Source organism: Dactylosporangium sp. NPDC051087 (assembly GCF_055586325.1).
The window spans coordinates 234,050-256,875 of sequence record NZ_JBVJIJ010000010.1 but is presented as its reverse complement, the minus strand read 5'-3'; the positions used below and the strand labels follow the sequence as shown (position 1 = coordinate 256,875).

General features: G+C 73.1%; 20 protein-coding genes. 9 read left to right on the top strand and 11 right to left on the bottom strand.

Annotation, left to right across the window (positions count from 1 at the left end; all coding sequences use genetic code 11):
- Positions 1–395 precede the first annotated feature (395 nt).
- The 4 genes from ACZ6TV_RS21030 to ACZ6TV_RS21015 form a co-directional block, all read right to left on the bottom strand.
- On the bottom strand, positions 396–1,574 hold the full coding sequence (locus ACZ6TV_RS21030) for an MFS transporter (protein WP_465298882.1): 1,179 nt from the start codon (positions 1,572–1,574) through the stop codon (positions 396–398).
- A gap of 39 nt (positions 1,575–1,613) precedes the next feature.
- Positions 1,614–2,417 (bottom strand): YhjD/YihY/BrkB family envelope integrity protein, encoded by an 804-nt coding sequence (locus ACZ6TV_RS21025; protein ID WP_465298978.1) that lies wholly within the window; start codon positions 2,415–2,417, stop codon positions 1,614–1,616.
- Positions 2,417–4,264 (bottom strand): anthranilate synthase family protein, encoded by a 1,848-nt coding sequence (locus tag ACZ6TV_RS21020; protein ID WP_465298881.1) that lies wholly within the window; start codon positions 4,262–4,264, stop codon positions 2,417–2,419. Before ACZ6TV_RS21020 ends, ACZ6TV_RS21025 begins: the two co-directional genes overlap by 1 nt.
- 217 nt (positions 4,265–4,481) lie before the next feature.
- The gene (locus ACZ6TV_RS21015) at positions 4,482–5,456 is read right to left on the bottom strand and encodes an aldo/keto reductase (RefSeq protein WP_465298880.1); all 975 of its coding nucleotides are present in this window, start codon (positions 5,454–5,456) and stop codon (positions 4,482–4,484) included.
- A 46-nt stretch (positions 5,457–5,502) separates the two neighbouring features.
- Here ACZ6TV_RS21015 and ACZ6TV_RS21010 point away from each other — a divergent pair, with 46 nt between their 5' ends.
- Positions 5,503–5,886 (top strand): MerR family transcriptional regulator, encoded by a 384-nt coding sequence (locus ACZ6TV_RS21010; protein ID WP_465298879.1) that lies wholly within the window; start codon positions 5,503–5,505, stop codon positions 5,884–5,886.
- Here ACZ6TV_RS21010 and ACZ6TV_RS21005 read toward each other — a convergent pair.
- Positions 5,841–6,656: a hypothetical protein gene (locus ACZ6TV_RS21005; protein ID WP_465298878.1), complete on the bottom strand. Its 816-nt coding sequence runs from the start codon at positions 6,654–6,656 to the stop codon at positions 5,841–5,843. The genes ACZ6TV_RS21010 and ACZ6TV_RS21005 overlap by 46 nt on opposite strands.
- Positions 6,657–6,833: 177 nt before the next feature.
- Between ACZ6TV_RS21005 and ACZ6TV_RS21000 the strand changes: the two genes are divergently transcribed.
- From ACZ6TV_RS21000 to ACZ6TV_RS20990, 3 genes are read left to right on the top strand one after another with little or no spacing between them, the layout of a single operon-like run.
- Positions 6,834–7,418 (top strand): copper resistance CopC family protein, encoded by a 585-nt coding sequence (locus tag ACZ6TV_RS21000; protein WP_465298877.1) that lies wholly within the window; start codon positions 6,834–6,836, stop codon positions 7,416–7,418.
- 36 nt (positions 7,419–7,454) lie between these two features.
- Positions 7,455–7,844: a response regulator gene (locus tag ACZ6TV_RS20995; protein WP_465298876.1), complete on the top strand. Its 390-nt coding sequence runs from the start codon at positions 7,455–7,457 to the stop codon at positions 7,842–7,844.
- Between the two features lie 37 nt (positions 7,845–7,881).
- On the top strand, positions 7,882–8,865 hold the full coding sequence (locus ACZ6TV_RS20990) for a YihY/virulence factor BrkB family protein (protein ID WP_465298875.1): 984 nt from the start codon (positions 7,882–7,884) through the stop codon (positions 8,863–8,865).
- On the opposite strand, the gene ACZ6TV_RS20985 is transcribed toward ACZ6TV_RS20990, so the two are convergent.
- Positions 8,862–9,254 (bottom strand): roadblock/LC7 domain-containing protein, encoded by a 393-nt coding sequence (locus ACZ6TV_RS20985; RefSeq protein ID WP_465298874.1) that lies wholly within the window; start codon positions 9,252–9,254, stop codon positions 8,862–8,864. The two genes, ACZ6TV_RS20990 and ACZ6TV_RS20985, sit on opposite strands and share 4 nt — an antisense overlap.
- Positions 9,254–11,485, bottom strand: coding sequence for a nitrate- and nitrite sensing domain-containing protein (locus tag ACZ6TV_RS20980; protein WP_465298873.1), 2,232 nt, complete (start codon positions 11,483–11,485; stop codon positions 9,254–9,256). The genes ACZ6TV_RS20985 and ACZ6TV_RS20980 overlap by 1 nt, the downstream gene beginning before the upstream one ends.
- 237 nt (positions 11,486–11,722) lie before the next feature.
- On the opposite strand from ACZ6TV_RS20980, the gene ACZ6TV_RS20975 reads away from it, so the two are divergent.
- Together ACZ6TV_RS20975 and ACZ6TV_RS20970 are read left to right on the top strand one after the other, a co-directional pair.
- Positions 11,723–13,642: a DUF1800 domain-containing protein gene (locus ACZ6TV_RS20975; protein WP_465298872.1), complete on the top strand. Its 1,920-nt coding sequence runs from the start codon at positions 11,723–11,725 to the stop codon at positions 13,640–13,642.
- Positions 13,643–13,652: 10 nt separating this feature from the next.
- Positions 13,653–15,011 carry a DUF1501 domain-containing protein gene (locus ACZ6TV_RS20970; protein ID WP_465298871.1) on the top strand — a complete coding sequence of 453 codons (1,359 nt, stop codon included), beginning with the start codon at positions 13,653–13,655 and terminating at the stop codon, positions 15,009–15,011.
- On the opposite strand, the gene ACZ6TV_RS20965 is transcribed toward ACZ6TV_RS20970, so the two are convergent.
- Complete coding sequence (locus ACZ6TV_RS20965) at positions 15,001–15,393, bottom strand: subtilase-type protease inhibitor (protein ID WP_465298870.1); 393 nt, start codon at positions 15,391–15,393, stop codon at positions 15,001–15,003. The two genes, ACZ6TV_RS20970 and ACZ6TV_RS20965, sit on opposite strands and share 11 nt — an antisense overlap.
- A gap of 302 nt (positions 15,394–15,695) precedes the next feature.
- Here ACZ6TV_RS20965 and ACZ6TV_RS20960 point away from each other — a divergent pair, with 302 nt between their 5' ends.
- On the top strand, positions 15,696–16,304 hold the full coding sequence (locus ACZ6TV_RS20960) for a hypothetical protein (RefSeq protein ID WP_465298869.1): 609 nt from the start codon (positions 15,696–15,698) through the stop codon (positions 16,302–16,304).
- 72 nt (positions 16,305–16,376) lie between these two features.
- The gene (locus tag ACZ6TV_RS20955; RefSeq protein ID WP_465298868.1) at positions 16,377–16,721 is read left to right on the top strand and encodes an STAS domain-containing protein; all 345 of its coding nucleotides are present in this window, start codon (positions 16,377–16,379) and stop codon (positions 16,719–16,721) included.
- Positions 16,722–16,789: 68 nt separating this feature from the next.
- Here ACZ6TV_RS20955 and ACZ6TV_RS20950 read toward each other — a convergent pair whose 3' ends face one another.
- The 3 genes from ACZ6TV_RS20950 to ACZ6TV_RS20940 form a co-directional block, all read right to left on the bottom strand.
- Complete coding sequence (locus ACZ6TV_RS20950; RefSeq protein WP_465298867.1) at positions 16,790–17,368, bottom strand: GtrA family protein; 579 nt, start codon at positions 17,366–17,368, stop codon at positions 16,790–16,792.
- 69 nt (positions 17,369–17,437) lie between these two features.
- Complete coding sequence (locus ACZ6TV_RS20945) at positions 17,438–19,144, bottom strand: tetratricopeptide repeat protein (protein WP_465298866.1); 1,707 nt, start codon at positions 19,142–19,144, stop codon at positions 17,438–17,440.
- Positions 19,145–19,353: 209 nt separating this feature from the next.
- The gene (locus ACZ6TV_RS20940; RefSeq protein WP_465298865.1) at positions 19,354–20,355 is read right to left on the bottom strand and encodes a glycosyltransferase family 4 protein; all 1,002 of its coding nucleotides are present in this window, start codon (positions 20,353–20,355) and stop codon (positions 19,354–19,356) included.
- Positions 20,356–20,466: 111 nt separating this feature from the next.
- Between ACZ6TV_RS20940 and ACZ6TV_RS20935 the strand changes: the two genes are divergently transcribed.
- Positions 20,467–22,794, top strand: coding sequence for a putative bifunctional diguanylate cyclase/phosphodiesterase (locus ACZ6TV_RS20935; RefSeq protein ID WP_465298864.1), 2,328 nt, complete (start codon positions 20,467–20,469; stop codon positions 22,792–22,794).
- Positions 22,795–22,826 lie beyond the last annotated feature (32 nt).

Here is a 22,826-nt window from a genome sequence, read left to right as displayed (position 1 = left end):
GGCAAGGCCCGGCCCGGCAAGGCCCGGCCCGGCCCGGCCCGGCACGGCACGGCACGGCACGGCACGCGCATCGGCAAGGAACCATCGCGAAGCCCCGGCACACGGACCGGCAAGGCGCACCGCAAGGCCTGACACGCGGACGCGAAGGCCGACACGCGGACCGGGCGAGGCACACCACGACCCCTGCGCACGCATCGGGCAAGACAACATCGCGAAGGCACACGGACCGGCACGCGCACCGCGAGGCCCGGCACGCGGACCGGGTGAGGCAACGCCGCGAACGCCGGGCCGCGGATCAGGGTGCGACAGGCCCGGTACGAGGAGTCAGGGACGGCGCATCGGGAGGCCCGGTGCGCGGGTCAGGCCGGGCACATCGCAAAGCGCGGTGCGACGGGTCAGCCGGTGGCCGGGGCCGGGACCTCGGCGGCGGGGGCGGGCGACGACGTGCGGAAGGCCGGCGCCAGCGCGACGATCCCCACGGCGAGCACCGCCGGCACCACGAAGGCCAGGCGGAGCGACGCGCTCTCCGCGACCGCGCCGATCAGCCCGGCGCCGACGACGAAGCCCACGTAGTTGAACAGGTTGACGCGGGCGATCGCGACGCCCGTGCCGGCGGGGTCGAGGCGCCCCGCGGCGGAGAAGGACTGCGGGACGACGAGGGACAGGCCGATGCCGACGACGGCGAACCCGGCGATGCCCATCGGGGCGGACTGGGACGCGGCGACGAGGCCGAGGCCCAGACCGCCGACGACGCCGCCGGCGGAGACGACGCCGACCGGGCCGAAGCGGCGCACGACCAGGTCGCCGGCGGTGCGGCCGACGAGCATCATGGCCTGGTAGGCGGCGAGGCCGAGCGCGGCGACGCTGGTGCTGGCGGCGAACGCGTGGTCGAGGAACACGGTGCTCCAGTTGGAGACCGCGGAGTCGGCGATGAACATGAGCATCATCGCGACGCCGACCAGGATGACGGGGCGCCACGGGATGGAAGCGCCGGCGCCGGGCGGGACGTCGGCCACTTCGAGCGCGCGGGGCAGCTGCCAAGGGCCGGACACCAGGGCCACGATCGCGCCGACAACCGCGACGGCCGCCAGGGACGCGGCGATCGACCAGCCGAGCCGGGAGGTGCCGGCGGTGGCGAGGGCGCCGAGGATGGCGCCGACGCTCCAGACGGCGTGGAAGGAGTTGAGGACCGGTCGCCCGTACCGGCGCTCGACGCTGACGCCCTGCATGTTCATCGTGGCGTCGACGACGCCGAGCATGAGGCCGACGAAGGCCAGGGCCAGGTAGAGCTGCCAGGCCTGGCCGGCGAGGCCGACGGCGGTGATGGCGAGGGCGACGCCGGGTCCGCCGGCGCGCAGGACGGGTGAGCTGCCGTGGCGGGCGGACAGCAGGCCCGCGACGACGCTGCCGACCCCGGCGACGACCGGGACGGCGAGCAGGACCAGGGAGAGCTCACCGTCGGAGAAGCCGAACTTCTCCTGCAGGACGCCGACCTGGGTCAGCAGGGCGGCGAAGCAGAAGCCCTGGACGAGGTAGGCCATGGCGACGCTGAGTCTTGCCCGGCGGTCCCGCATGACGACCCCCAATAGTGAGAATTTCTCGGCAAGCTTGGTTCACGCGGCGGCGGAGCGCAAGGCCCACCAGCGGGAGGCCTGCAGCGTCGCACCGTAGCCGATGAGTGTCAGCAGGTGGAACACGTACAGCCAGAGCAGGACGGCGACGACGGCGCCGATCGCGTCCAGGCCGCCGAAGGGCGCGCCGAGGTCCAGGGGCAGCGACCAGAACAGCACGAACCCGTGCGCGAACCCGGACAGGTTCGCCGCGGTGAACGAGCCGACGACGACCGTCGCGGCCCAGCCGGGGGTGGCGGGGCCGCACCACCGGTACACCATGACGAAGACGGGACTCAGCGCCAGCCAGGCGGCGAGGAAGGACACGATCACCGCCCAGACGCTCGTCCAGCCACCCTCCTGCAAGCGCCTTGCGGCGCCGGCGAGCACAAGGAGGAGGCCGAGCAGCAGCGCGGGCGCGGCGGCGAAGACCGGCAGGATGAGCACCCGGCCCCGCCAGCCCGAGACCGGGCCCGGGTCCGCCAGCGACACGAACGCGCGGCGGAGGCCTTCGCCGTACCAGGTGGCGGGGAACAGCGCGATGAGCGTCAGCGGCCACGACATACCGAGGCCGGCGTCGACGAGGACGGCGGTGGCCCGGTCGGCGCCGAGCCGGTCGGGCATGGCCGCGATCACCGGGCCGGCCAGATCACGGATCCGGCCGGCGCCGGCGATCAGCCCGGCGAGCTTGACGGTGAGCAGCGCGACGGGCACGACGGCGACCGCGCCGTAGAACGTGACGGCGGCGGCGTGCAGGTTGAGGTCCCGCCCGCGGAAGAACAGCAGGACCACCCGCACGACTCGCATCACGCCCGCTCGGATACCCATCCGGGACGGGAACCAAAAGCGGGCAGCAACCCGGTGAGCAGGCCGCGCAGCAGGTCGATCCCGTCGGAGCTGAGGACCGACTCGGGGTGGAACTGCACGCCGGCGAAGGTGGGCCCGCGCAGTGCGTGGACGTCGCCGTTGGCCGGGTCGCGGGACAGCTCCACCTCGCCGTAGGCCGTGCCGCAACGGTCGTGCGGGTGCGTGGCGGTGAAGGTGGAGTAGAACCCGACGGTCGCTGGCCGCCCGAAGAACACGATGTCGCGCTGCATCCCCTGGTACGGGTTGGCCTTGCGGCGCAGCGGCAGCCCCAGCAGCCCGGCCAGCAGCTGGTGGCCGAGGCACACGGCGAGCGTGGGCGTGCCGGCGTCGAGCAGCCGGGTGGCGATGGACCGCATGGCGGCCATCTTGGGCTCCCCGGTCCGCCGCGGGTCGCCCGGGCCCGGCCCGAGCACCACCAGGTCGTAGCCGTCCAGGGACGTGACGGCCGGGTACTTCCGCAGGACGACGTCGAGGCCGAGGACCCGCAACTGGTGGTGCAGCATGCCGGTGAACGTGTCCTCCGCGTCGACGATGAGGACCCGCCGCCCGGCGAGCTCGGGCGTGTCGAGGGCCCGCTCCTGGTGGTCCCGCAGCCAGAACGGCGCGAGGGTGGCGTTGCGCGCGACGAGCGCCGCCTGCACCTCGGGGTCGGCGGTCAGCGGGGCGGACGGCGGGGTGTCGGCGGAGGCCGTGGACAGGCCCAGCGCGGCGAGCACCCCGGCCGCCTTGGTGTGTGTCTCGGCGACCTCGCCCGCGGGCGTCGAGTGCCGCACGAGCGTCGCGCCCACCGGCACCCGGAGCCGCCCGCCGGCGGCGATGTCGGCGGTGCGGATGAGGATCGGCGCGTCCAGGGTCTGCCGGCCCCGCGCGTCGGAGCCGATGAGGGCGAGGACGGCGCCGTAGTAGCCGCGGCCGCGCCGTTCGTGGCGGGCGACGACCCGGCACGCGTTCTCGATCGGGCTGCCGACGACGGTCGGCGCGAACATCGTCTCCCGCAGCACGTCGCGCACGTCCAGTGCGGTACGGCCGGCGAGAAGGTACTCCGTGTGGACGAGGTGCGACATCTCCTTCAGGTACGGGCCGACGACCTGCCCGCCCTCGGTCGCGACGGTCGCCATCATCTTGAGCTCCTCGTCGAGCACCATCGACAGCTCGTCGATCTCCTTGCGGTCGGCCAGGAACCGCAGCACGGCCTCCTTGTCCGGGTGCCGGACGGTGCCGCTGATCGGGTTCATCATGACGAGGCCGTCCTCGACGCTGACGTGCCGCTCGGGGGTGGCGCCGACGAGGGTCCGGTCACCGGTGTGCACGAGGAACGTCCAGTAGGCGCCCCGTTCGCGGGTGAGGAGCCGCCGGTACACGGCGAGCGCGGCGGTGAGCGGGTCACCGTCGACGTCCGCCTCGAACACGCGGTGGATGACGAAGTTGGCGCCCTCGCCGCGGCCGATCTCCTCGCGCAGCACCTCGGCGACGATGGCGGCGTAGTCGTCGTCGGCCACGTCGAACCGGCCGTCGCGCAGCGCCACGGCGGCGGCCGGCAGCGCCTCGAGCACGGCGGCGACCGGATGCTCGGCGCGCGACGCGATGCGCAGCACGGACAGGGGCGCGCCGTCGTCGACGCATTCGAAGCCGCGCTCGCGCATCTGCCGGAACGGCACCAGCGACAGGGACTCGGGCGGGATGCCGGCCAGGGACTCGACGGTGACGACGGTGCCGGTGAGCACCTCGACGACGTCGCGGCCCTCGCGGCGCAGCAGGGCGAACGGGTGGTTCAGGTCGGGCAGCATTCGGGTCGTCCCTCTCGAGGTCTGGCCGCCCTGGGCGGCCGGACCCTGCGAGGAGGGAACGAAAAAGCGACCGCCGGAAGGGCGGCCGCGGATGTGGGTGTCACGCGGAGGTGGGCCGCCTCGTCAGGCGGGCCACCAGCATCGGTTCAGCAACGCGGACACGCGCAAACGATACGACGCAACCCCCGGCGGACGCCAGCCGCCGGGGGTGCACAGGTCAGCGGTTCAGCGAACCCATCGTCTCCGCCGCGTACCTGGTGCCGGCGACGTCGCTGCCGATGGCGAGCTTCTCGATCGCGGCCAGGTCGTCCGCGGTGAGCGTGACGTCGAGCGCCGCCACGTTCTGCTCCAGGTACGTGCGCCGCTTCGTGCCAGGGATCGGCACGATGTCGTCGCCCTGTGCGAGCACCCAGGCGAGGGCCAGCTGCGCGGGCGTGCAGCCCTTCGCCGCGGCGACGGACCGGACCTCGGCGACCAGGTCGAGGTTGCGCTGGAAGTTCGCCCCCTGGAAGCGCGGGTTGTGCCGGCGGAAGTCCGACGGGTCGAACTGCGACGGGTCGGTGATCTCGCCGGACAGGAAGCCGCGCCCGAGCGGGCTGTAGGCGACCAGCCCGATGCCCAGCTCGCGGAACGTGGCGAGGATGCCGTCCTCGGGGTCGCGGCTCCACAGCGAGTACTCGTACTGCCCGGCGGTGACCGGGTGCACGGCGTGCGCGCGGCGGACGGTGGCCGCCGAGGCCTCGGAGATGCCCAGGTGGCGGACCTTGCCGGCGGCGACGGCCTCGCTGAGCGCGCCCCACGTGTCCTCGATCGGCACCCGGTCGTCGACGCGGTGCTGGTAGTACAGGTCGATGTGCTCGACGCCGAGCCGCCGCAGGGACGCGTCGAGGGCGGCGCGCACGTAGTCGGGGTGGCCGTTGATGCTGCGCCCGCCGCCGTCGCGCTGGATGCCGAACTTCGTCGCCAGGGTCACCTCGTCGCGGCGCCCGGCGATGGCCCGGCCGACGAGCTGCTCGTTGGTGAACGGCCCGTACATGTCGGCGGTGTCGAGGAACGTCACGCCGAGGTCGAGCGCGCGGTGGATGGTGGCGACGGACTCGGTGTCGTCACCCGGACCGTAGAACTCGCTCATGCCCATGCAGCCGAGGCCGAGCGCCGACGTCGTCAGAGTGCCAAGGGTTCGCTGTCGCATACCTCCACACTCCCCCTTCGAGCGCGCTCTAAGGCAAGCTTGCTCCATGGAGTTCACCATCGCCGAGGTGGCCGAGCGGACCGGGCTGACCGCCCACACGCTGCGGTACTACGAGCGCGCGGGCCTGCTCGACCCGCCGGACCGGGACTGGAACGGCCATCGCCGCTACTCCGAGCAGGACGTGGGCATGCTCCGGCTGCTGACCCGGCTGCGGGCGACCGGCATGCCGATCGCCGGGATGCGCCGCTACGCCGACCTGTGCCGGGTCGGGCCGGCCACCTTCGACGAGCGCCGCGAGCTGCTGGAGGAGCACCGCCGGCAGGTACTGCGGAAGATCACCGAGCTGCAGAGCGACCTCGCGCTGATCGAGTACAAGATCAGCGTCTACGGCGCGCCGGCGGCGGGCGTGCCGGACCTCGCCAGGCCGTAGAGGCAGACGAGCGCGGCGAGGACGAGCGGGACGCCGTCGCGGATGACGCCGTCCGCGCCGAGCAGCAGCCAGCACAGCGCCGGCTGCACGAGCAGCACGAAGACGCTGACCATGGCGAGCAGCACCCGCGCCCAGGTGTGCCCGAACATCATCGCGAAGCTGATCAGCGACGCCACGAACGCGACCGCGACGCCGAGCACGAACCAGGAGATGACCAGCGGCACCGCCGTGGAGCGGGGCAGCCGCGGCTCGTCCCACAGCGTCCCGGCGGCGACCAGGCACGGCACCGACAGCAACGCCGAGTAGGACAGCGCGGCGACCCGGGCGGTCAGCGCCCACGGCGGGATCGGCCGCTTCGCCGGGCGGCGGGTGAGGTGCGCGGCCATCGCCGGCGAGCGGAACAGCTGCCAGACGATGTACGCACACAGCGTGAGGATGACGGCGAGCGAGGCGAGCACCTGCCACGGCGGCAGGAAGCCGTCCTCGCGGGGCTGGGCGAGCCGCGCGGAGGCGAACACGGTGGTGATGGCGAGGATCAGCCCGAACGGGCGGGCGGTCAGCCGCCCCCACCGGATCTCCCGCATGAGGAACAGAAATCCGAGCGCGCGCAGCATCGCCCAGAAGGTCCGCACCCCGAGCCCGAATCCGCCCTCGCTGGAGTATTCGAGGTTGACCACGTCGGCGGCGAGGGTCAGCACGGCGGTGAGCAGCACGACGCGCCGCAGCCTCCGGCTCGCCGGGGTCGGCGCCGGAGGGCGTTTGATTTGCACCAGTTCACGCCAACTGCCCTGCATGAAACGGCACGCTAACACCGTCGCGCGCACATTGCTGACGTCAATGCACTATCGTTTCCGGCCATGACCGGACGATTGGTTGGTGTGGTCAGGCGAAGCGCAGTTGTCGCCGCGATAATTGTCGGAATTCTTGCGATCCTGCCGATTCCGTCAATGGCGACCGCATTCGCACCGCGGCTCACGCTCGCCAGCAGCACGCCGGGTGCGGAGACCCGTATCGCGCACCTGCCGGAGGTGCTCCACCTGGTGTTCAATGACAAGATCGTGGACGCCCAGGTGACCCTGACCGGGCCGGACAGCGCCGTCGTCGCCGTCGGCGGGGTCACCGTGCGCAACGAGACGGCCCGCATCGCGCTCGGCGTCCCCGACGGCGCGCCCGGCAGCTACACGGTCTCCTACACGGCCACCGGCGCCGCAGGCTCGGCCGGCAACGGCAGCTTCTCGTTCACGGTCACGACCGGGGTGAAGACCGGCACGTCGGCGAAGCCGACCCGCACGCCGTCCGCGCCGTCCAGTCAGTCGCCGACCGCCGCCCCGCCGGCCGCGACCAGTGCGGCTGCCGCGCCCGCCGACTTCCTCACCACGAACGCCCAGCCGCCGGCCGCGGCCTCGCCCCCGTCCGCGGGCCGCCCCGCCTGGTGGACCTACGCGGCGGTGCTGCTGGTGGTGGCATGCGTGCTGGTGGTGTTCCTCGGGTTCAGCCGGCGCCGGATCCGTCCCGCGAACCCGGCCAAGTAAGGCAGATCCGGCACAATCACGAATTATCGTGAAGGCATGCTGGAGCACCTTCGCGTTCTCGTCGTCGACGACGAGCCCGACCTGTGCGAGATCGTCAAACGGGTGCTCAGCCGCGCCGGCGCCGAGGTGCACACGGCGTCCGGCCTCGCCGGCGCCGAACGCGTCTGCGTCGAGCACCCCGCCGCGATCGACCTCGCCATCACCGACCTCAAGCTCAACGACGGCTCGGGGGTGCAGGTCGCCGAGGTCGTCCGGACGCACTGCCCCGACGCGCTGATCATGTACATGTCGGGCCTGCCGTACTTCGACGCGGCCGTCGTCGAGCTCGGACCCGACGCGTCCGTGATCGCGAAACCGTTCCGCGCCACCGAACTGGTCGACATGGTGCAGGTCGCCCTCATCAGGGCCGGAAGGGTCGCACCATAGCGTTATCCCCGCGCACCGGCAGGGCATAGGTACTTCTATGGCGCAGGACGACCCCACCGAACCACAGCTCGAGAACCCCCCGAGCCGGCCGACGCAGCTGACCAAGCGGTCCTGGATCGAGGTCCTCAAGCGGACGGTCAAGGAGTTCAACGACGACAACCTGACCGACTGGGCGGCCGCGCTGACCTACTACGGCGTGCTGTCGATCTTCCCCGGCATCCTGGTGCTCCTCGCGCTGTCCGGCATGCTGCTCACCGACACCACCCAGAACGCGGTCCTCGAGAACGCGCAGGAGCTCTTCCCGCCGTCGATCGCCGGGCCTGTCACCGGCGCCATCGACGAGCTGAAGCAGGGCTCCAGTTCGGCGGGCGTCCTCGCGATCGTCGGTCTGCTCGGCGCCGTCTGGACCGCGTCCGGTTACGTCGGCGCGTTCATCCGCGCCTCGAACTCGATCTACGACGTCCCCGAGGGCCGCCCCATCTGGAAGGTGCTGCCGATCCGGCTCGGCGTCACCGTCGTCGTCGGCACCCTGATCGCCCTGGCCGCGCTCAGCATCGTCTTCACCGGCAGGTTCGCCGAGAAGGTCGGCGGCTGGATCGGCCTGTCCGACCAGGCGGTGCGGATCTGGGACATCGCCAAGTGGCCGGTCCTGCTGCTCGTCGTCCTGCTGATCCTCGCCGTGCTCTACTACGCGTCGCCGAACGCCCGGCAGACCGGCTTCCGCTGGGTCACCCCCGGCGGCGGCCTCGCCGTGCTGATCTGGCTGATCGCCTCCGGCGGCTTCGCGATCTACGTGTCGAACTTCAGCTCGTACAACAAGACCTACGGCACCCTGGGCGGCATCATCGCGTTCCTGGTCTGGCTGTGGATCTCCAACATCGCGATCCTGCTCGGCGCCGAGTTCGACGCGGAGCTCGAACGCGGCCGCGCCATCCAGGGCGGCCTGCCGGAGGACGAGGAGCCGTTCATCCCGCTCCGCGACTCCAGCAACATCAAGGAGGGCCGCGACCCCGACCTCTAGCGGGCCGACGGGGTCAGGACCGCGCCGACCTGCTCGACGAGCCCGGACATCTCGAACGCGACCTGGCCCACGTCGCAGCCCGGCTGCACCATCGCGGCGAGGCTCGCCAGGGTGTGCCCGTCGCCGAGCGCCATGACGAACAGCAGGCTGCGGCGCATCTCCACGATCGTGCGCACGACCGGGCCCGCCTCGGTGCACGCCGACAGCCCCTGCGCGAGCGACACCACCCCGGCGACCATCGCGGCGAGCTGGTCGGCGCGCTCCGGCGGCAGCTCGTTGGACGCCGCGACCAGCAGCCCGTCCCCGGAGACCGCGACGGTGTGCCGGACGCCCTCCACGCGGTCCGTGAAGCCGCTGAGCACCCAGTCGAGGCCCGTGGTGGCTGTCATCAGGTGGCAGGTCCTTCCTGGTTCACCGGCACCGGGACGGCGCCGGGACGGCCGAGGGGATGCCGGGAGCCCGGCACGCCCACGGAGTTCGAGGAGTCAGGATCCGGTGACGCATCGACGGTACGCCGTGGCAGCCCGTCGTCGAACGCCCGGGCCTCGACCGTGGGCCCGTCGGCGGCCACACCACCGGCGACCACCGGCACCCGCGCCCCGCCCCTGCGCGGCACCGGGACGTCCACCGGCTCACCGCCGGGCAGCGCCGGACTGCGCTCCAGCGGCCGCGGCGGCAACCGCCGGGCGGCCCTGCCGGCGGCGGGCCGCGGCGCCCGCTCCGGGCGCGCCGCGGATTCGGCGGGCTCGGGAACGACGACAGGCTCCTCGGGCGGCAGCGGGCGGGCCGCGGGCGCGGGGGCCGGCACGATCAGGTCGGCCTGGAGGTGGACGGCGGCGACGAGCCCGCCGGACGGGGCCGGTTGCAGGGTGACGCGGGCGCCGTGCCGGGCGGCGAGCCGAGCGGCGAGGGTGAGCCCGAGCCGCGCCCCGGTCTCCGGCGGGCCGGCCCCGCCCGGCTGGAGGCGCCCGTTGAGCTCCTCGATCCGGGCCCGGTCCAGGCCGGGGGCGCCGGGGGCGCCGGGGTCGGTGACGTGGATGACGGCGCCGTCGCCGGAGCGGACCGCGTCGACCACGACGGGCAGGTCACCGGCGGAGTGCCGGGCGGCGTTGTCCAGCAGCTCGGCCACGAGGTGCACGACGCCGTCGACGGCGGCGGGGGCGACCGCCGCGTCCGCGTCGACCCGTCCGTACTCGACGCGCTCGTACGCCTGGATCCGTGACTGCGCGGCCCTGAGCACGTCGAGCAGCGGCACCGGCGCCGGGTGCACCCGGACGGCCTCGACACCCGCGAGGACGAGCAGGCTGTGCGTGTCGTGCCGGATCCGGGTCGCGAGATGGTCGACGGCGAACAGCAGCGCCAGCCTGTCCGGGTCCGCCTCGTCCCGCTCGGCGGCGTCGAGCCGCTCGAGCAGCGCGTCCGCGAGCCGCGCGGACCGGCCGGCCCGGTCCGCGTACATCCCGGTCTCCCCCGAGCGCAGCGCCGCCTGCGCGGCGGCCTGCTCGGCGGCCCTGGCCGTGGACCGCCGCACGGCGTCCAGCGCCTCGCCGAGCCGCCCGATCTCGTCCCGTCCGGCGGCGGGCGGCTCCCCCGCGACGCCCGGCGGGCCCGCCGGGCCTTCCGGATGGGCCAGCCGCAGGGTGGCGGCGAGCAGCGACCGCAGCCGGCGGCGCGACGACCGGCCCGCGGCGACCGCCAGCGCGACCGCGGCGGCGGCGACCAGCAGGACGGCGGCGAGCCCGAGGATGATCGTCCGGTTCTGCCGGTCACGGACGTCGGTGAGGGTGGCCGCGTTGCCGGCCGCGACCCGGTCCGCGAGGTCCCGCAGCCCGTCGAGCTGGGCGGGCCCGCCCCGCGCCCAGTCCCCGGCGTCCGTGACCGCCGGCGCCGCGGCCAGCAGCGCGTCGACGCCGGCGGTGACGTCCAGCCCGGCGAGCAGCGACCGCCACGCGGGCGTCGCCCCGGCCGAGAACCGCGCGAACGCGTCCCGGGCGGCCGCCCGGTGCGCGACCAGCCCGTCCCGGTCGGCCGCGGTCAGCTCCCCGGCGGCGACGGCCATGACGGCGGTGACCTGGGCCTGCGCCAGCTCCTCCGTGCCCACGGCGAGCCACCCCGCGGCCCGCACCCCGGCCCCGGCGGCCGGCGGCACGACCCGGTCGGCGACCTCCTGCTGGACGGCGACCAGGTCCGCGATCAGCCGCCCGTACTCCGGCAGCACCTGCCCGGCCGCGCCGGCCTCCCCGGCGGCGGCCCTGGCCCGCAGCGCGCCGAGCCCGTCAAGACGGCCTGGGGCGGCGAGGACACCGAGGCCGGCGACGGCGGCTCCGGAGGCACGCAGGCGGACGACGGCGGCGTCGGTGGCCGCGGACGAGGTGGCGAGGGAGTCACCGGACGCCGCGCCGCTCAGCAGCCGCGCGGCGGCGAGCCGCTCCCTCCGCAGCCCGTCGGCGACCCGCCCGGCCTCCGCCGCCGCCGAGACCGCGCCGCGCAGGTCCCCGGCCCGGCCGCTGCGATCGGCGTACACCGATGCGGTGACGCCCGCGAGACCGAGCAGCCCGGCCAGCGGCAGGACCAGGACGAGGGCGAGTTTCGCGGCGACGGGAACGTCGGCGAACGTCACCCTCCGACGCGGGCGGACCGGCGCAGCGTCACGCACGAGCTCCACCGCCTCCTCGAATCGGCTGCCTCATGCGTACCTCTTCTGCGGTACGTACGGAAGAGATAACTTTTGGTAGTCGCCCGAATTTCACGCATTGACGAGGTATGCCCCTCGCTTAAGCAAGAACAAAGACAAAGTTGAGCCGCACCCGCATCTGCCCGCTTGAACGGGTGATCGCGCGCTCATTAGGGTTCAGGGATGCCTGAGCGGCTCTTCACGGATGACGACCCCTCATCCGACTCGCACAGACGAGTCAAGGGCGCCTTCTTCGCCGACTACACAGGCGAGTTCCCGATGCCGCGCGTCCTCAACGAGCCGCTGCCGGCCGACGAGGACGAGGAGCCGGCCGGCACACCCGCCGCGAAGACGTCACGAGGACCCGCACCCGCCTGGCTGCGCACCGGACGGCCCGCCCTGCACGAGCTGATGCGCAGCCGCAGGACGGCGCTCATGGCCCTCGGCGGCGGTGTCGTCGCGATCGGCGGGCTCGGCTCCGGCGCCGCGGCGATGCTCGGCCGCCCCGACGACGCCGACGACATGGTCCGCACCGGCCAGGGCGGCGGCAACGTCTCCCCGCGCGACGCCGGCTCGTTCTCCAACCGCGACTCCAGCTACACCAGCGGCCTCGGCGACCTCAACGACCTCGGCGCCGCCGGCACCGCCGACTCCGCCTCCGCCGCGGCCGTCGCCGCGATGCGTGCCACGCCCCGCTTCCCGTCGCCGCTCAACCGCGACCCGGTGCTGCACCTGCTGCGGCGCTGCACGTTCGGCCCGACGCAGGCCGACGTCGCCGCGGTCAAGGAGCTCGGCATCGACGGCTGGCTCGACCAGCAGCTCGAGCCCGACAAGATCGCCGACCCGGTCGCCGACGCGGCGCTGAAGACCACGCCGACCGTCACGATGACCACCGCGGAGATCCGCGCGTCGGTCAAGGACGGCGACAACAAGGCGATGTACGAGCTGACCCGCGCCGTCATCGCCCGGCAGGTGTGGAGCACCCGGCAGCTGTTCGAGGTGATGGTCGACTTCTGGAACAACCACCTCAACATCACCAGCCCGTTCGACGGCGGCTGGGACACCCGGGTGCCGTACGACGTCAACGTCATCCGCAAGCACGCCCTCGGCAAGTTCTCCGACATGCTGATCGCGTCGGCCCGGGACCCGGCGATGATGCGCTACCTGGACAACACGTCCTCGGACAAGCGCAACGTCAACGAGAACTACGGCCGTGAGCTGCTCGAGCTGCACACCGTCGGGATCGACGGCGGCTACAACGAGAAGGACGTCCGCAACTCGGCGTACCTGATGACGGGCCGCACCGCGACCCGCGAGGGCACGTTCAGGTACGAGCAGAACCGGCACTGGACCGGCGCGGTCAAGGTGCTCGGCTTCCAGCACGCGAACAAGTCCGCGAAGGACGGCCTCGCGGTCGGCGACGCGTACCTGCTGTACCTCGCCACCCACCCGTCGACGGCGAAGTACGTGGCCCGCAAGCTCGCCGTCCGGTTCGTGTGCGACACGCCGCCGCAGTCGCTCGTCGACCGGCTGGCGACCGCGTACCAGCAGAGCGGCTCGGCGATCGTCCCGGTGCTCAAGGTCCTGTTCCGGTCCCTGGAGTTCTGGCTCGCGGCCGGCCTGAAGACCCGCCGCCCCCTGGAGAACTTCGTCGCGACCGCCCGCGTCGTCGGCACCAAGCCCGGCGCCGACACCGGCAAGGCGCTCGAAGACCTGTACAACTTCACCCGCAAGCTCGGCCAGGCGCCGCTGGGCTGGGAGCCGCCGGACGGCTACCCCGACGTCGCCAACGCCTGGAGCTCCGCGGCCGGCATGCTGGAGACGTGGAACTCGCACCGCGCGTTCCTGCAGCAGTCGTTCAAGGGTCTCAACAACCCGCGGGCCGACTCGCTCGTCACCCAGCCGGCCGCGACCCTCGCGACCTACCTGGACGTGCTGTGCAACCGGCTCATCTTCCAGCCGATGCAGCCCGCCGAGCGGGACGCGCTCATCAAGTTCCTCGGCGCGAAACCCGACACCAGGGTCACCGACGCCAACCTCGGCGGCAAGCTGCCCAACCTGGCGCCGCTCGTCCTCGACTCCGTCTATCACGCCCTGCGGTGAGGCCACTCCTGTGAACGATCTTCCTGAAGGTGAGCGGCGTCCCACCTCCCTCGAGGAGCTGCGGCGGCACGGCCCGAACCTCTGCGAGGCGGCGCTGCGCGTGCAGGCCGACCAGGTCTCCGACGAGCTGGCCGCCGACCGCGACCGGTGGAGCAAGGGCTTCACCCGCCGCCGGCTCGTGCAGGGCGCCGGCTACGTCGGCGTCGCCGCGCTCGGCGCGCAGCTGGTGACCAGCCGGGTCGCGTTCGCCGCGCCCGAGGACAACAAGGGCACCCTGATCGTCATCTTCCTGCGCGGCGGCATGGACGGCCTGTCCGTCGTCGCGCCCGGCGACGACCCCAACTACCGCTCGATGCGGCCCAACATCGCGATCCCCATGGCGGCGCTGCTGCCCGCCGGGCGCGGCTTCGGGCTCAACCCGGCGATGACCGCGCTGTACCCCTTCTGGCAGGCCGGCAAGATGGCCGCCGTGCACGCGGTCGCCTCCCCCGACGCCAGCCGCAGCCACTTCCAGGCGCAGGACGCCCTCGAGCGCGGCGCCGCGTCCGTCGCCGTGCGCACCGGCTGGCTCGACCGGGTCCTCGCGCAGATGGGGCCGGGCACCACGTTCCGCGCCGTCGCGCAGGGCAACGCGCTGCCCCGGTCCCTCGTCGGCGGCGAGCAGGCGATCGTGCTCAACGGCATCCGCGACTTCCGCATCGACAACGACGCCATGCGCAGCCAGACCATGGAGGCGTTGAAAACCCTGTACACCGGCCTCGACCACTCCCTCGCGGCCACCGCCGGCAGCACCATCCAGGCCATCAACACCGCGCAGAAGATCGCCAACTCGCAGTACCGGCCGCTCGAGGGCGTCCAGTACCCGGGCGGCGGCCTCGCGGACCGGCTGAAGGACATCGCGCAGCTCATGAAGGCCGGCGTCGGCCTGCGCGTCGCGGCGCTGGACGTCGGCGGCTGGGACATGCACACCAACCTCGGCCGCGTCGACGGCGGCGACATGCGCAACTCGCTGACCAACCTGTCCGAGGCCATCGGCGCCTTCGCGACCGACCTCGGCCCGCTGCTGGACACCACGACCGTCATCACGATGAGCGAGTTCGGCCGGCGCGTCCAGGAGAACGGCAACGTCGGCGTCGACCACGGCCACGGCAACGCGATGCTGCTGCTCGGCGGCGGCCTCAACGGCGGCAAGGTGCACGGCAACTGGCCGGGCCTGTCCAGCGGAGCGCTGGACCAGGGGGACGTCGCGGGAGCCAACGACTACCGCGACATCCTCGCCGAGATGCTCAAGAAACGCTTCAACGTCCAGGACTCGGCGGCGATCTTCCCCAACCACCAGTTCAAGACGCTGGGCGTGTTCAAAGGCTGAAGACCGGCCCCGTCGTCGTGGTCAGCGAGCACGCGTTGCCATACGTCTTCTTGTAGTTGACCCGCTTGCCCTTCCACCGGCCGGCGGCGGTGACGGTGACCGGGTCGTACTGCATCGTGCACGCGCCGCCCTCGCCGGTCAGCCGGGCGAAGTCACCGCCGACCTTCGCCAGCGCCGAGCACGCGTCCCTGGCCTGCTTGTGGGAGCCGCCGGCGGGCCGGCACCGCAGCGACGCGCGGCTCTGCGCCGGCTTGCCGCTCTCGCCCTTCGCCACGGTCAGCACCAGCTGCGTGGGCTTCACGACCGCCGCCGTCGCCGCCGCCGCGGTTGCCGTCTCCACGGTCGCGATCGCCGCCACCAGCATCGTGGCCGTCGCGACCAACCGTCCTGCACCCATTCCTGACCCCCGTCACACCTGCTGAAATCGTGCGTAGCCTACACCGAATTTTCCGACTTTTCGCTTTTTTCGCTTATGTACGACAAGCCTGGTCCGACCGGGCCTCGCAGGCTCGGCACCGGGGCCGGCCTGCGCAAGGGCGGGCGCCGCCGCGGGACGCCGGTTGCGGTGACGCCAGGTGCCGGGGTGCGGCGGTGCACCGGCGGCGAATTCCGTCGCGCGATGCTCCCTGTTGATCGACGTCGCGGTCTAGGGTGCTACCAGCGGACGCTCGGGAGGAGACTGCCGTGACCCTTGAGGCACAGGCGCAGAAGCTCGTCGCCGGCCTGGTGCGGGTCGCCGTGATGGCGCCCACCGACGCTCCGCCGCCCGAGCGGGCCACCCTCCCACCGCCGCACCGGCAGGTGCTGCTGCTCCTCGGCCGGCGCGACCGCGAGTTCCGGCTCTCCGACCTCGCCGCCGAGCTCGGCTCGTCGGTCGCCGCAACGATGGCGATCGTGTCGCCGCTGGTCGCCGACGGCCTGGTCGAGATGCGGCCGGCACCTTCCTACGCGGCGCACGACATGCGGATCGCCGCCACCGAACGCGGCCTGGCCCTGACCCCCGCGCCGTCCAACTGGGCGGAGACCGTCCTCGGCAGCGTCGAGGACCTCGACGAGCCCACCCAGGCGCGGCTGCTGCGGATCGTCACCTCCAGGATCACGCAGCTGCAGCGGGAGGGGCGCATCCCCGTGAGCCGGATGTGCCTGTCGTGCCGGTTCTTCGACGGCTACCGGCACCCCGGCACCGAGGCGCCGCACCACTGCTGGTTCGTCGACGCCCCGTTCGGTTACCGGGAGTTACGCCTGCACTGCCCAGACCACATTCCGGGTGGCACTCCTCCACGGTCCGGGTGAACGGGCCACTCACACGCTGCGGGTGACGCGCCGTGCTCCTATGCTGTGCCTGATGAGCTTGCTGGGAGCGCCATGTCGATGTCGGTGACGGTCAATGTGCTGATGGACGGGTCCACCGTGGTGTCCGTCCGGGGCGAGATCGACCACGGGACCGCCGCGACGCTCCGTCAGGATCTCGTCGCCGCCGCCACGCAGCGCCGGCCGAGCGTGCTGCGGGTCGACCTCGGGCTCGTCACGTTCCTGGACTCGGCGGCCGTCGGCGCGCTCGTCGGCGCCCAGCGCGAGGCGGGCGTCGAGGGGGTCCGCCTGGTGATCCACCGCGCCAGCCCGTTCGTGCACCGCCAGCTGCGCACCGCGGGCGTCGACCAGCTCCTCGGCGCTCCCGCCGAACCGGACCCAGACCACATCGCCTTCTGAGCGCGGCGCCCGGGCACCCCTCAGGACCGCTCGGAGCGCGGGCCTCCTCAGGGCGCTCCGGGGCTTCCTCAGGAGCGCTTGGAGTCGGCCTGCGCGGCCGGTGCGGGCGTGACGGTCGCCTGGGCCGGCACGGTGTGGTCCCAGCGGTCGGGGGCGGGACGCACGTCGTCGTGCGGGAACACCCAGGTCCGGTAGGCCCACAGCCGGAACAGCATCGCCAGGGCCGTGCCGAGCACCATGCCGAACCCGAAGTCCGAGATCTCCTCGGCGAGAGCGCTGACCGCAGGCTCCTGCAGCCCGAAGACATACCGCGCGACGAACAACGGCGCCGCGTTGACCGCGACGCCGATGCCGTTGATGACCAGATAGAGCGCCATCTCATGATGGCGGCGCCGGCCGCCCCGGGTCCGGAACGACCACTCACGGTTCAGGAAGTAGGACACCACCGACGCGACCACATTGGCGATCGTGAGCGCCGTGACCGGCTTGCTGTCCAGCACCGTCAGCCGCAGCCCGTAGTTGACCAGCAGCGTGACGAGGTAGCAGAGCCCGCCGACGATCACGAACTTGACCGTCTCGCGGTGGTCCCTCATCAGCCGCGCCACGGGGCCGGGTAGCCGATTGAGGGTCCGGTCAGTGAGCCGCATCGGCCGGACTATACCCGGCGAACCTTGCGACACGCCCGTCACCGACCACCGGTTCCCCCACCTGCGCCCTCACCGCTCACCCGTGCACACCGACGCGCCGGGGGTGATCGCGACGGTCGCGTCGACAGGCCCCACCACCACGCAGTACGCCACCGACGGATCGACGCCCTTCACCACATACGACGTCGTCCCGGCCGGCACCTCGGCCACCACGACGGGCGGCCCGCCGTCGCGTGAAAGCGCCACGACCGCCTTGCCGCTCAGCCCGGTCCAGGTGACGGCGAGCGCGGTCCCGTCGTCCCGCAGCCGCAGGTCCCGCACCCGCACCGGCTCACCCCCACCGGCCCCGCCCTGCCCCGCCCCGCTCTGTCCTGCGCCGCCCTGCCCTGTCCCGACCTCACCGGCGCCACCCTGAGCGCCCCCACCCTGAGCGCCCCCACCCTGAGCGCCCCCACCCTGAGCGCCCCCACCCTGAGCGGCGCCGCTGGGACCGGCCCCGTTCGGACCGGCGGCCCCATCGGCACCGGCGGGACCGCCCGCGCCGGCGGCCGCGGCGGACGCGACCGATCCAGCGGACCGGTCCGGGGCCTCCCCGGCCGGCCACAGGATCGACACGGCGGCGATGACCAGCGCCGCCGCGGCCACCCCCGCCACCGCCTGGATCGGCACGACGACCCGCCGCTCGCCGGTGACCGGACCTCCACCTCGGGGATGACCCACGGCGGCGGCACCGGAAATCCCGTGCGGCACGTCGGGGACCGCTACGACCTGAGGAGGAGCCTCCACCTGCGGTACATCCGCCGCCACCGGAAACGAGGGTGCGCCGGGCTCATCGAGGAAGCCCTCGTCGAGGTCCACATCAGGGCCGTCAGAGGTGTCCGGAGTGATAGACGCAGCTGAGGTGACAGGGGCAGCCGCCGGGGCAGCCGAGGCGAAAGGGGCAGCCGGGGCGCCTGGGGCGGCCGGGGTGGCCGAGGCGGTGCGATCGGCTGGCGCGGTGCGGTCGGCCGAAGTGGGGACGGGAGCGGCGGGAGCGGCCGGTGGGAGCAGTGAGGCGGGCATCGGGGGTTCGACGGCGGCGAGCTCCCACTCGACCGCCTTCGTGAAGGGGTGCCGGTTGCCGAGCCGGGACCTGGCCGCCGCGTGCGCGAGCGTGAACAGCCGGCGCGACGCCGGGACGTTGCCGTCGGCGTGGTGCAGGGCGGCGAGCTCGGCGGCGATCCGGATGGTGTCGAGGTCGTCGGCGCCGTACTCGCGGCGGTGCACGGCATAGGCGGCGTTGAGCATGGTGAGCGCGAGGGGCCGCTGACCCCGGTCGCGTTGCAGGAGCGCGAGGTTGACGCGGGTCAGGAGGATGACGCGGGCGGCCTCGGGGTCGGTCTCGTCGACGCCGCTGTCCAGGACCCGGTGGTAGAGCGCCTCGGCGGCGTCCCACTCGTCGTAGTCGTGGCGGACGGCGGCGAGGACGGACCAGGCGTGCACGGTCGCCACGTCCACGGGCCCGTACGCCTGCTCCGCCTGGGTGGCGACGGCCTCGGCGAGGTCGTAGGCGGCGTCGAGGTCGCCGAGCTCCCGCAGTGCCTCGGCGAGCAGCCGGCGCGCGGTGAGCCGGTCGCCGGGCGGCAGGTCCGGCTCGTCGAGCAGCTCCCGGGCGGCCGCCTGGGCGCCGTGCAGGTCCCAGGTCGCGATGAGGTCCTCGACGGCGGCGAGCCGCGCCTCGAAGCCGGCCTCGGGGCCCGCTTCGGAGCCGGACCCAGCGGTATCGACGTTGATCACAGCCTCCCCTTCCGCCCGAGAGCCTAGAGGGAAGGGTGACGCAACGCCAGCCTTCGATCACGATGCGCGCAGATGGCGTCGGCTCCGGCAGCCTGCCACGTCGCTGCCGGAGCCGAGCCGTCCCGCGTTACCGCGTCGTATGACCGCGGGCGCCGCACACTGTGAAGGTTCGGCCGCGCGGCCGGGGCCTTGAGCGAATCGCGGAGATTTCAACCCAGCAGACGGGTGTAGAGCCGCAGGTAGTCCTCGACCATCCGGTCCGCGCTGAAGCGGCCGACGGCGTGCCCGCGGACCTGGTGCCGGTCGAGCTTGAGCACGTCGTCGAGGACCTCGACCGCCTCGGCGACGGAGCTGGCGAGGTAGCCGGTGACGCCTTCGTCGACGACCTCCGGCATCGAGCCGAGCGGATACGCCACGACGGGCGTGCCGCACGTCATCGCCTCGACGACGGACAGGCCGAACGGTTCGGCGAACCCGATCGGGTGCAGGAGCGCGGCGGCGGCGCCGAGGACCTCGGCGCGTTCGGTGGGGCCGATGTTGCCGAGGTACACGATCTGCTCGCCGTCGATCTGCGGCAGGACCTGCTCGGCGTGGTAGCGCTCGTCGTGGACGGGGCCGGCGATGAGCAGCCGGCGGCCGGCGGCGCGGGCGATGCGGATCGCGTCGGCGGTGCCCTTGTCGGGGTGGATGCGGCCGAACGCGACGAGCGAGTCGCCGGGCGCGGCCCGGAACGGGAACTGCGCGACGTCGATGCCGTGGTAGATCGTCGCGGCGTAGTCGAGGCCGGGGCCGCGGTCCGCGTCGGAGATGGACACGAACGCGGAGCGGGCCCGCTGGTACGCCGGAAGGATGGCCGGGGAGCAGAAGCCGTGCACGGTGGTGACGAGCGGCGCCCGGCAGAACCCGCTCATCGCCAGCGGCAGCCAGTCGAGGTTGTTGTGCACCAGGTCGAACCCGGCGCTGCGGTCGAAACAGTGTGCCACGTGCAGCGCTTCCCAGATCCTCCCGTCGTAGGAGGTGTCCTCGTTGTACGGGCGCTCCACGACGCCGTCGAGGTGCGCGGCGGTGACGGAGTCGAGGCTGGCGAAGAGGGTGATGTCGACGCCGCGCGCGACGAGTCCTTCGGCGAGCAGGGAGACGACCTGTTCCCACGGCCCGTACGCGCGGGGCGGGGTCCGCCAGGCGATCGGTCCCAGCAGTGCGACCTTCATCGGCGCTCCCTACCCCTCGCTGTGCGGTCGAACCCGTCCATCTTCGCCCTGCTCAGTTACGCCGGCAGGCTGCCGATAGGCAGGTCAGCCGAATCAGCGACAAGGAGACCGATGACCGCGTGGCGCTGGTATGCGGCACTGGGCCTCGGCACGGTGGTCGTCGGCGCGTTCCTCCCGGTCATCCCGCGCCAGCTGCTGTACTCCGTGGTCGGCGTGTCGACGGTGGTCGCGGTCGTCGTCGGGGTGCGCCGGCACCGGCCCGCGCACCGCCGCACGTGGTGGCTGTTCGGCGCGGGCCTCGCCTGTTCGGTGCTGGGCGCGGTCGCGTGGGGCGCGGACTACGCGCTGACCGGCGACGTCGGTTTCCCCTCGGCGAAGGACGCCCTGTTCCTGGCCGCGTACCCGTTCCTCGGCGGCGGCCTGATCAGCTGGGTACGCCGGGATCCCCGCAGACCGCGCTGGGAGCGGCTCATCGACTCGGGCATCGTCGCGTCCGGGGTGGCGGCGCTGAGCTGGACGTTCATCGTGCATCCCGTGCTGGTCGGCGACCGGTTCGACGGCCCGCACCGGGCCAGCGACCTGCTGTACGCGGCGATCGACCTGGCGCTGGTCGTGGCCGCGACCCGGATGGCGTTCACGGCGAGCGTCCGCAACACCGCGCACCGGCTGGTGTGCGTGGCGGCGGCGACGCTGATCGCCGGCGACACGGTCTACTACGTGGCCGTCGCGTGGACCGGCGACCCGAAGGGCGACCGGGTCTCCGCGGCCCTGTACCTGTGCGCGTACGCGCTGCTGGGCACCGGCGCCCTGCACCCGTCGATGGCGGAGGCGGCGGGGCGCCTCGAACGCGCGCAGCAGGTGATCCCGCGGCACCGGGTCTACCTGTACACGGTGCTGTCGCTGATCGGTCCGGTCATCGCGATCACGATGCTGCTGGCCGCCGCGCCGCTGCCGTCGCGCTGGTGGGCGGTCGTGCCCCTGGCCACATCGATCGTCACGTCCGTGCTGCTGATCGCCCGGCTGAGCCAGATCGTGCAGTTCGCGAACCGGCGCGTGGAAGAGCTCGACGCGCACGCCCTCGCGCTCGGCGAGGCGCTGCGGGAACAGGACACGCTGCGGCAGCAGCTGACGCACCGGGCGCTGCACGACGCGCTGACCGGCCTGGGCAACCGCGCGCTGCTGCAGGAGCGCCTCGAGCACGCGCTGACCCGCACGAACGCGGCGCACGGGCTGCTGCTGCTGGACCTGGACGGGTTCAAGGACGTCAACGACTCGTTCGGGCACCCGGTCGGCGACGCGCTGCTGATGGAGGTCGCGGCGCGGCTGGTCGGCGAGGTCGACACCGCCGACACGCTGGTCCGGCTCGGCGGCGACGAGTTCGCCGTCCTGCTGGAGGACGTGCCGGTGCTGCGGGTGAACGCCGTCGGTCAGGCGGTCGTCGACGCGCTCGCCCAGCCGTACGAGATCGGCGGGCGGGAGCTGAGCGTCACCACCAGCGTGGGGACCCTGGTGGTGCAGGCTCCGGCGACGCCCGCGGAGGCGCTGCGCAACGCGGACCTCGCGCTCTACGCGGCGAAGGCGGCCGGCAAGAACCGGCTCGCCGCCTACGAGCCGCGGCTGGCGACCGAGCGGCACGAGCACATGCGCCTGTCGGCGGAGCTGCGCCGGGCCGTCGCGAACGACGAGTTCACCGTCAACTACCAGCCGGTCGTGGACCTGTCCTCGGGCCGGGTCACCGCCGTGGAGGCGTTGCTGCGGTGGAACTGCGAGGGGCGGTCCGTGCCGCCGCTGGACTTCATCCCCATCGCCGAGCAGTACGGGCTCATCGTCCCGATCGGTGCATGGGTGCTGCGGCAGGCGTGCCGCGACGTCCGCTCCTGGCATGAGCGCTTCGGCATCTCCGTCACCGTCAACGTGTCCGGCCGCCAGTTGCGCGAGCCGGACTTCGCGCAGACGGTCCTGGCGGCGCTGCGCGACGCGGACCTGCCGGGCAGCGCGCTGATCCTGGAGATCACCGAGACGGTCCTGGTGTCGTCGGCGGCGGGGAGCGACGACGTGACGGTGCTGCTGGCGGCGCTGCGCGAGGAGGGGGTGCGGGTCGCCGTCGACGACTTCGGCACCGGCTACTCGTCCCTGGCGTACCTGCGGCACCTGCCGGTCGACATCCTGAAGATCGACCGGGCGTTCACCCCGGAGGGCGGGATGGCCGAGGAGATGGCGTTCACCCGCGCGATCGTCGAGCTCGGCAACAGCCTGCGCCTGTCGTCGATCGCCGAGGCGGTCGAGACGCCGGAACAGGCGGCCCGGCTGCGGGAGCTGGACTGCCCGCAGGCGCAGGGGTACCACTTCTCCCGGCCGCTGCCGGCCGACGCCCTCGACGAGGTCCTCACCGCCGGCGACGGCGTCCTGCACGGCGCTCCCACACCCGCCAATACGTGAGAAGGACCCGGGGAGTCCCCGGGTCCTTCTTC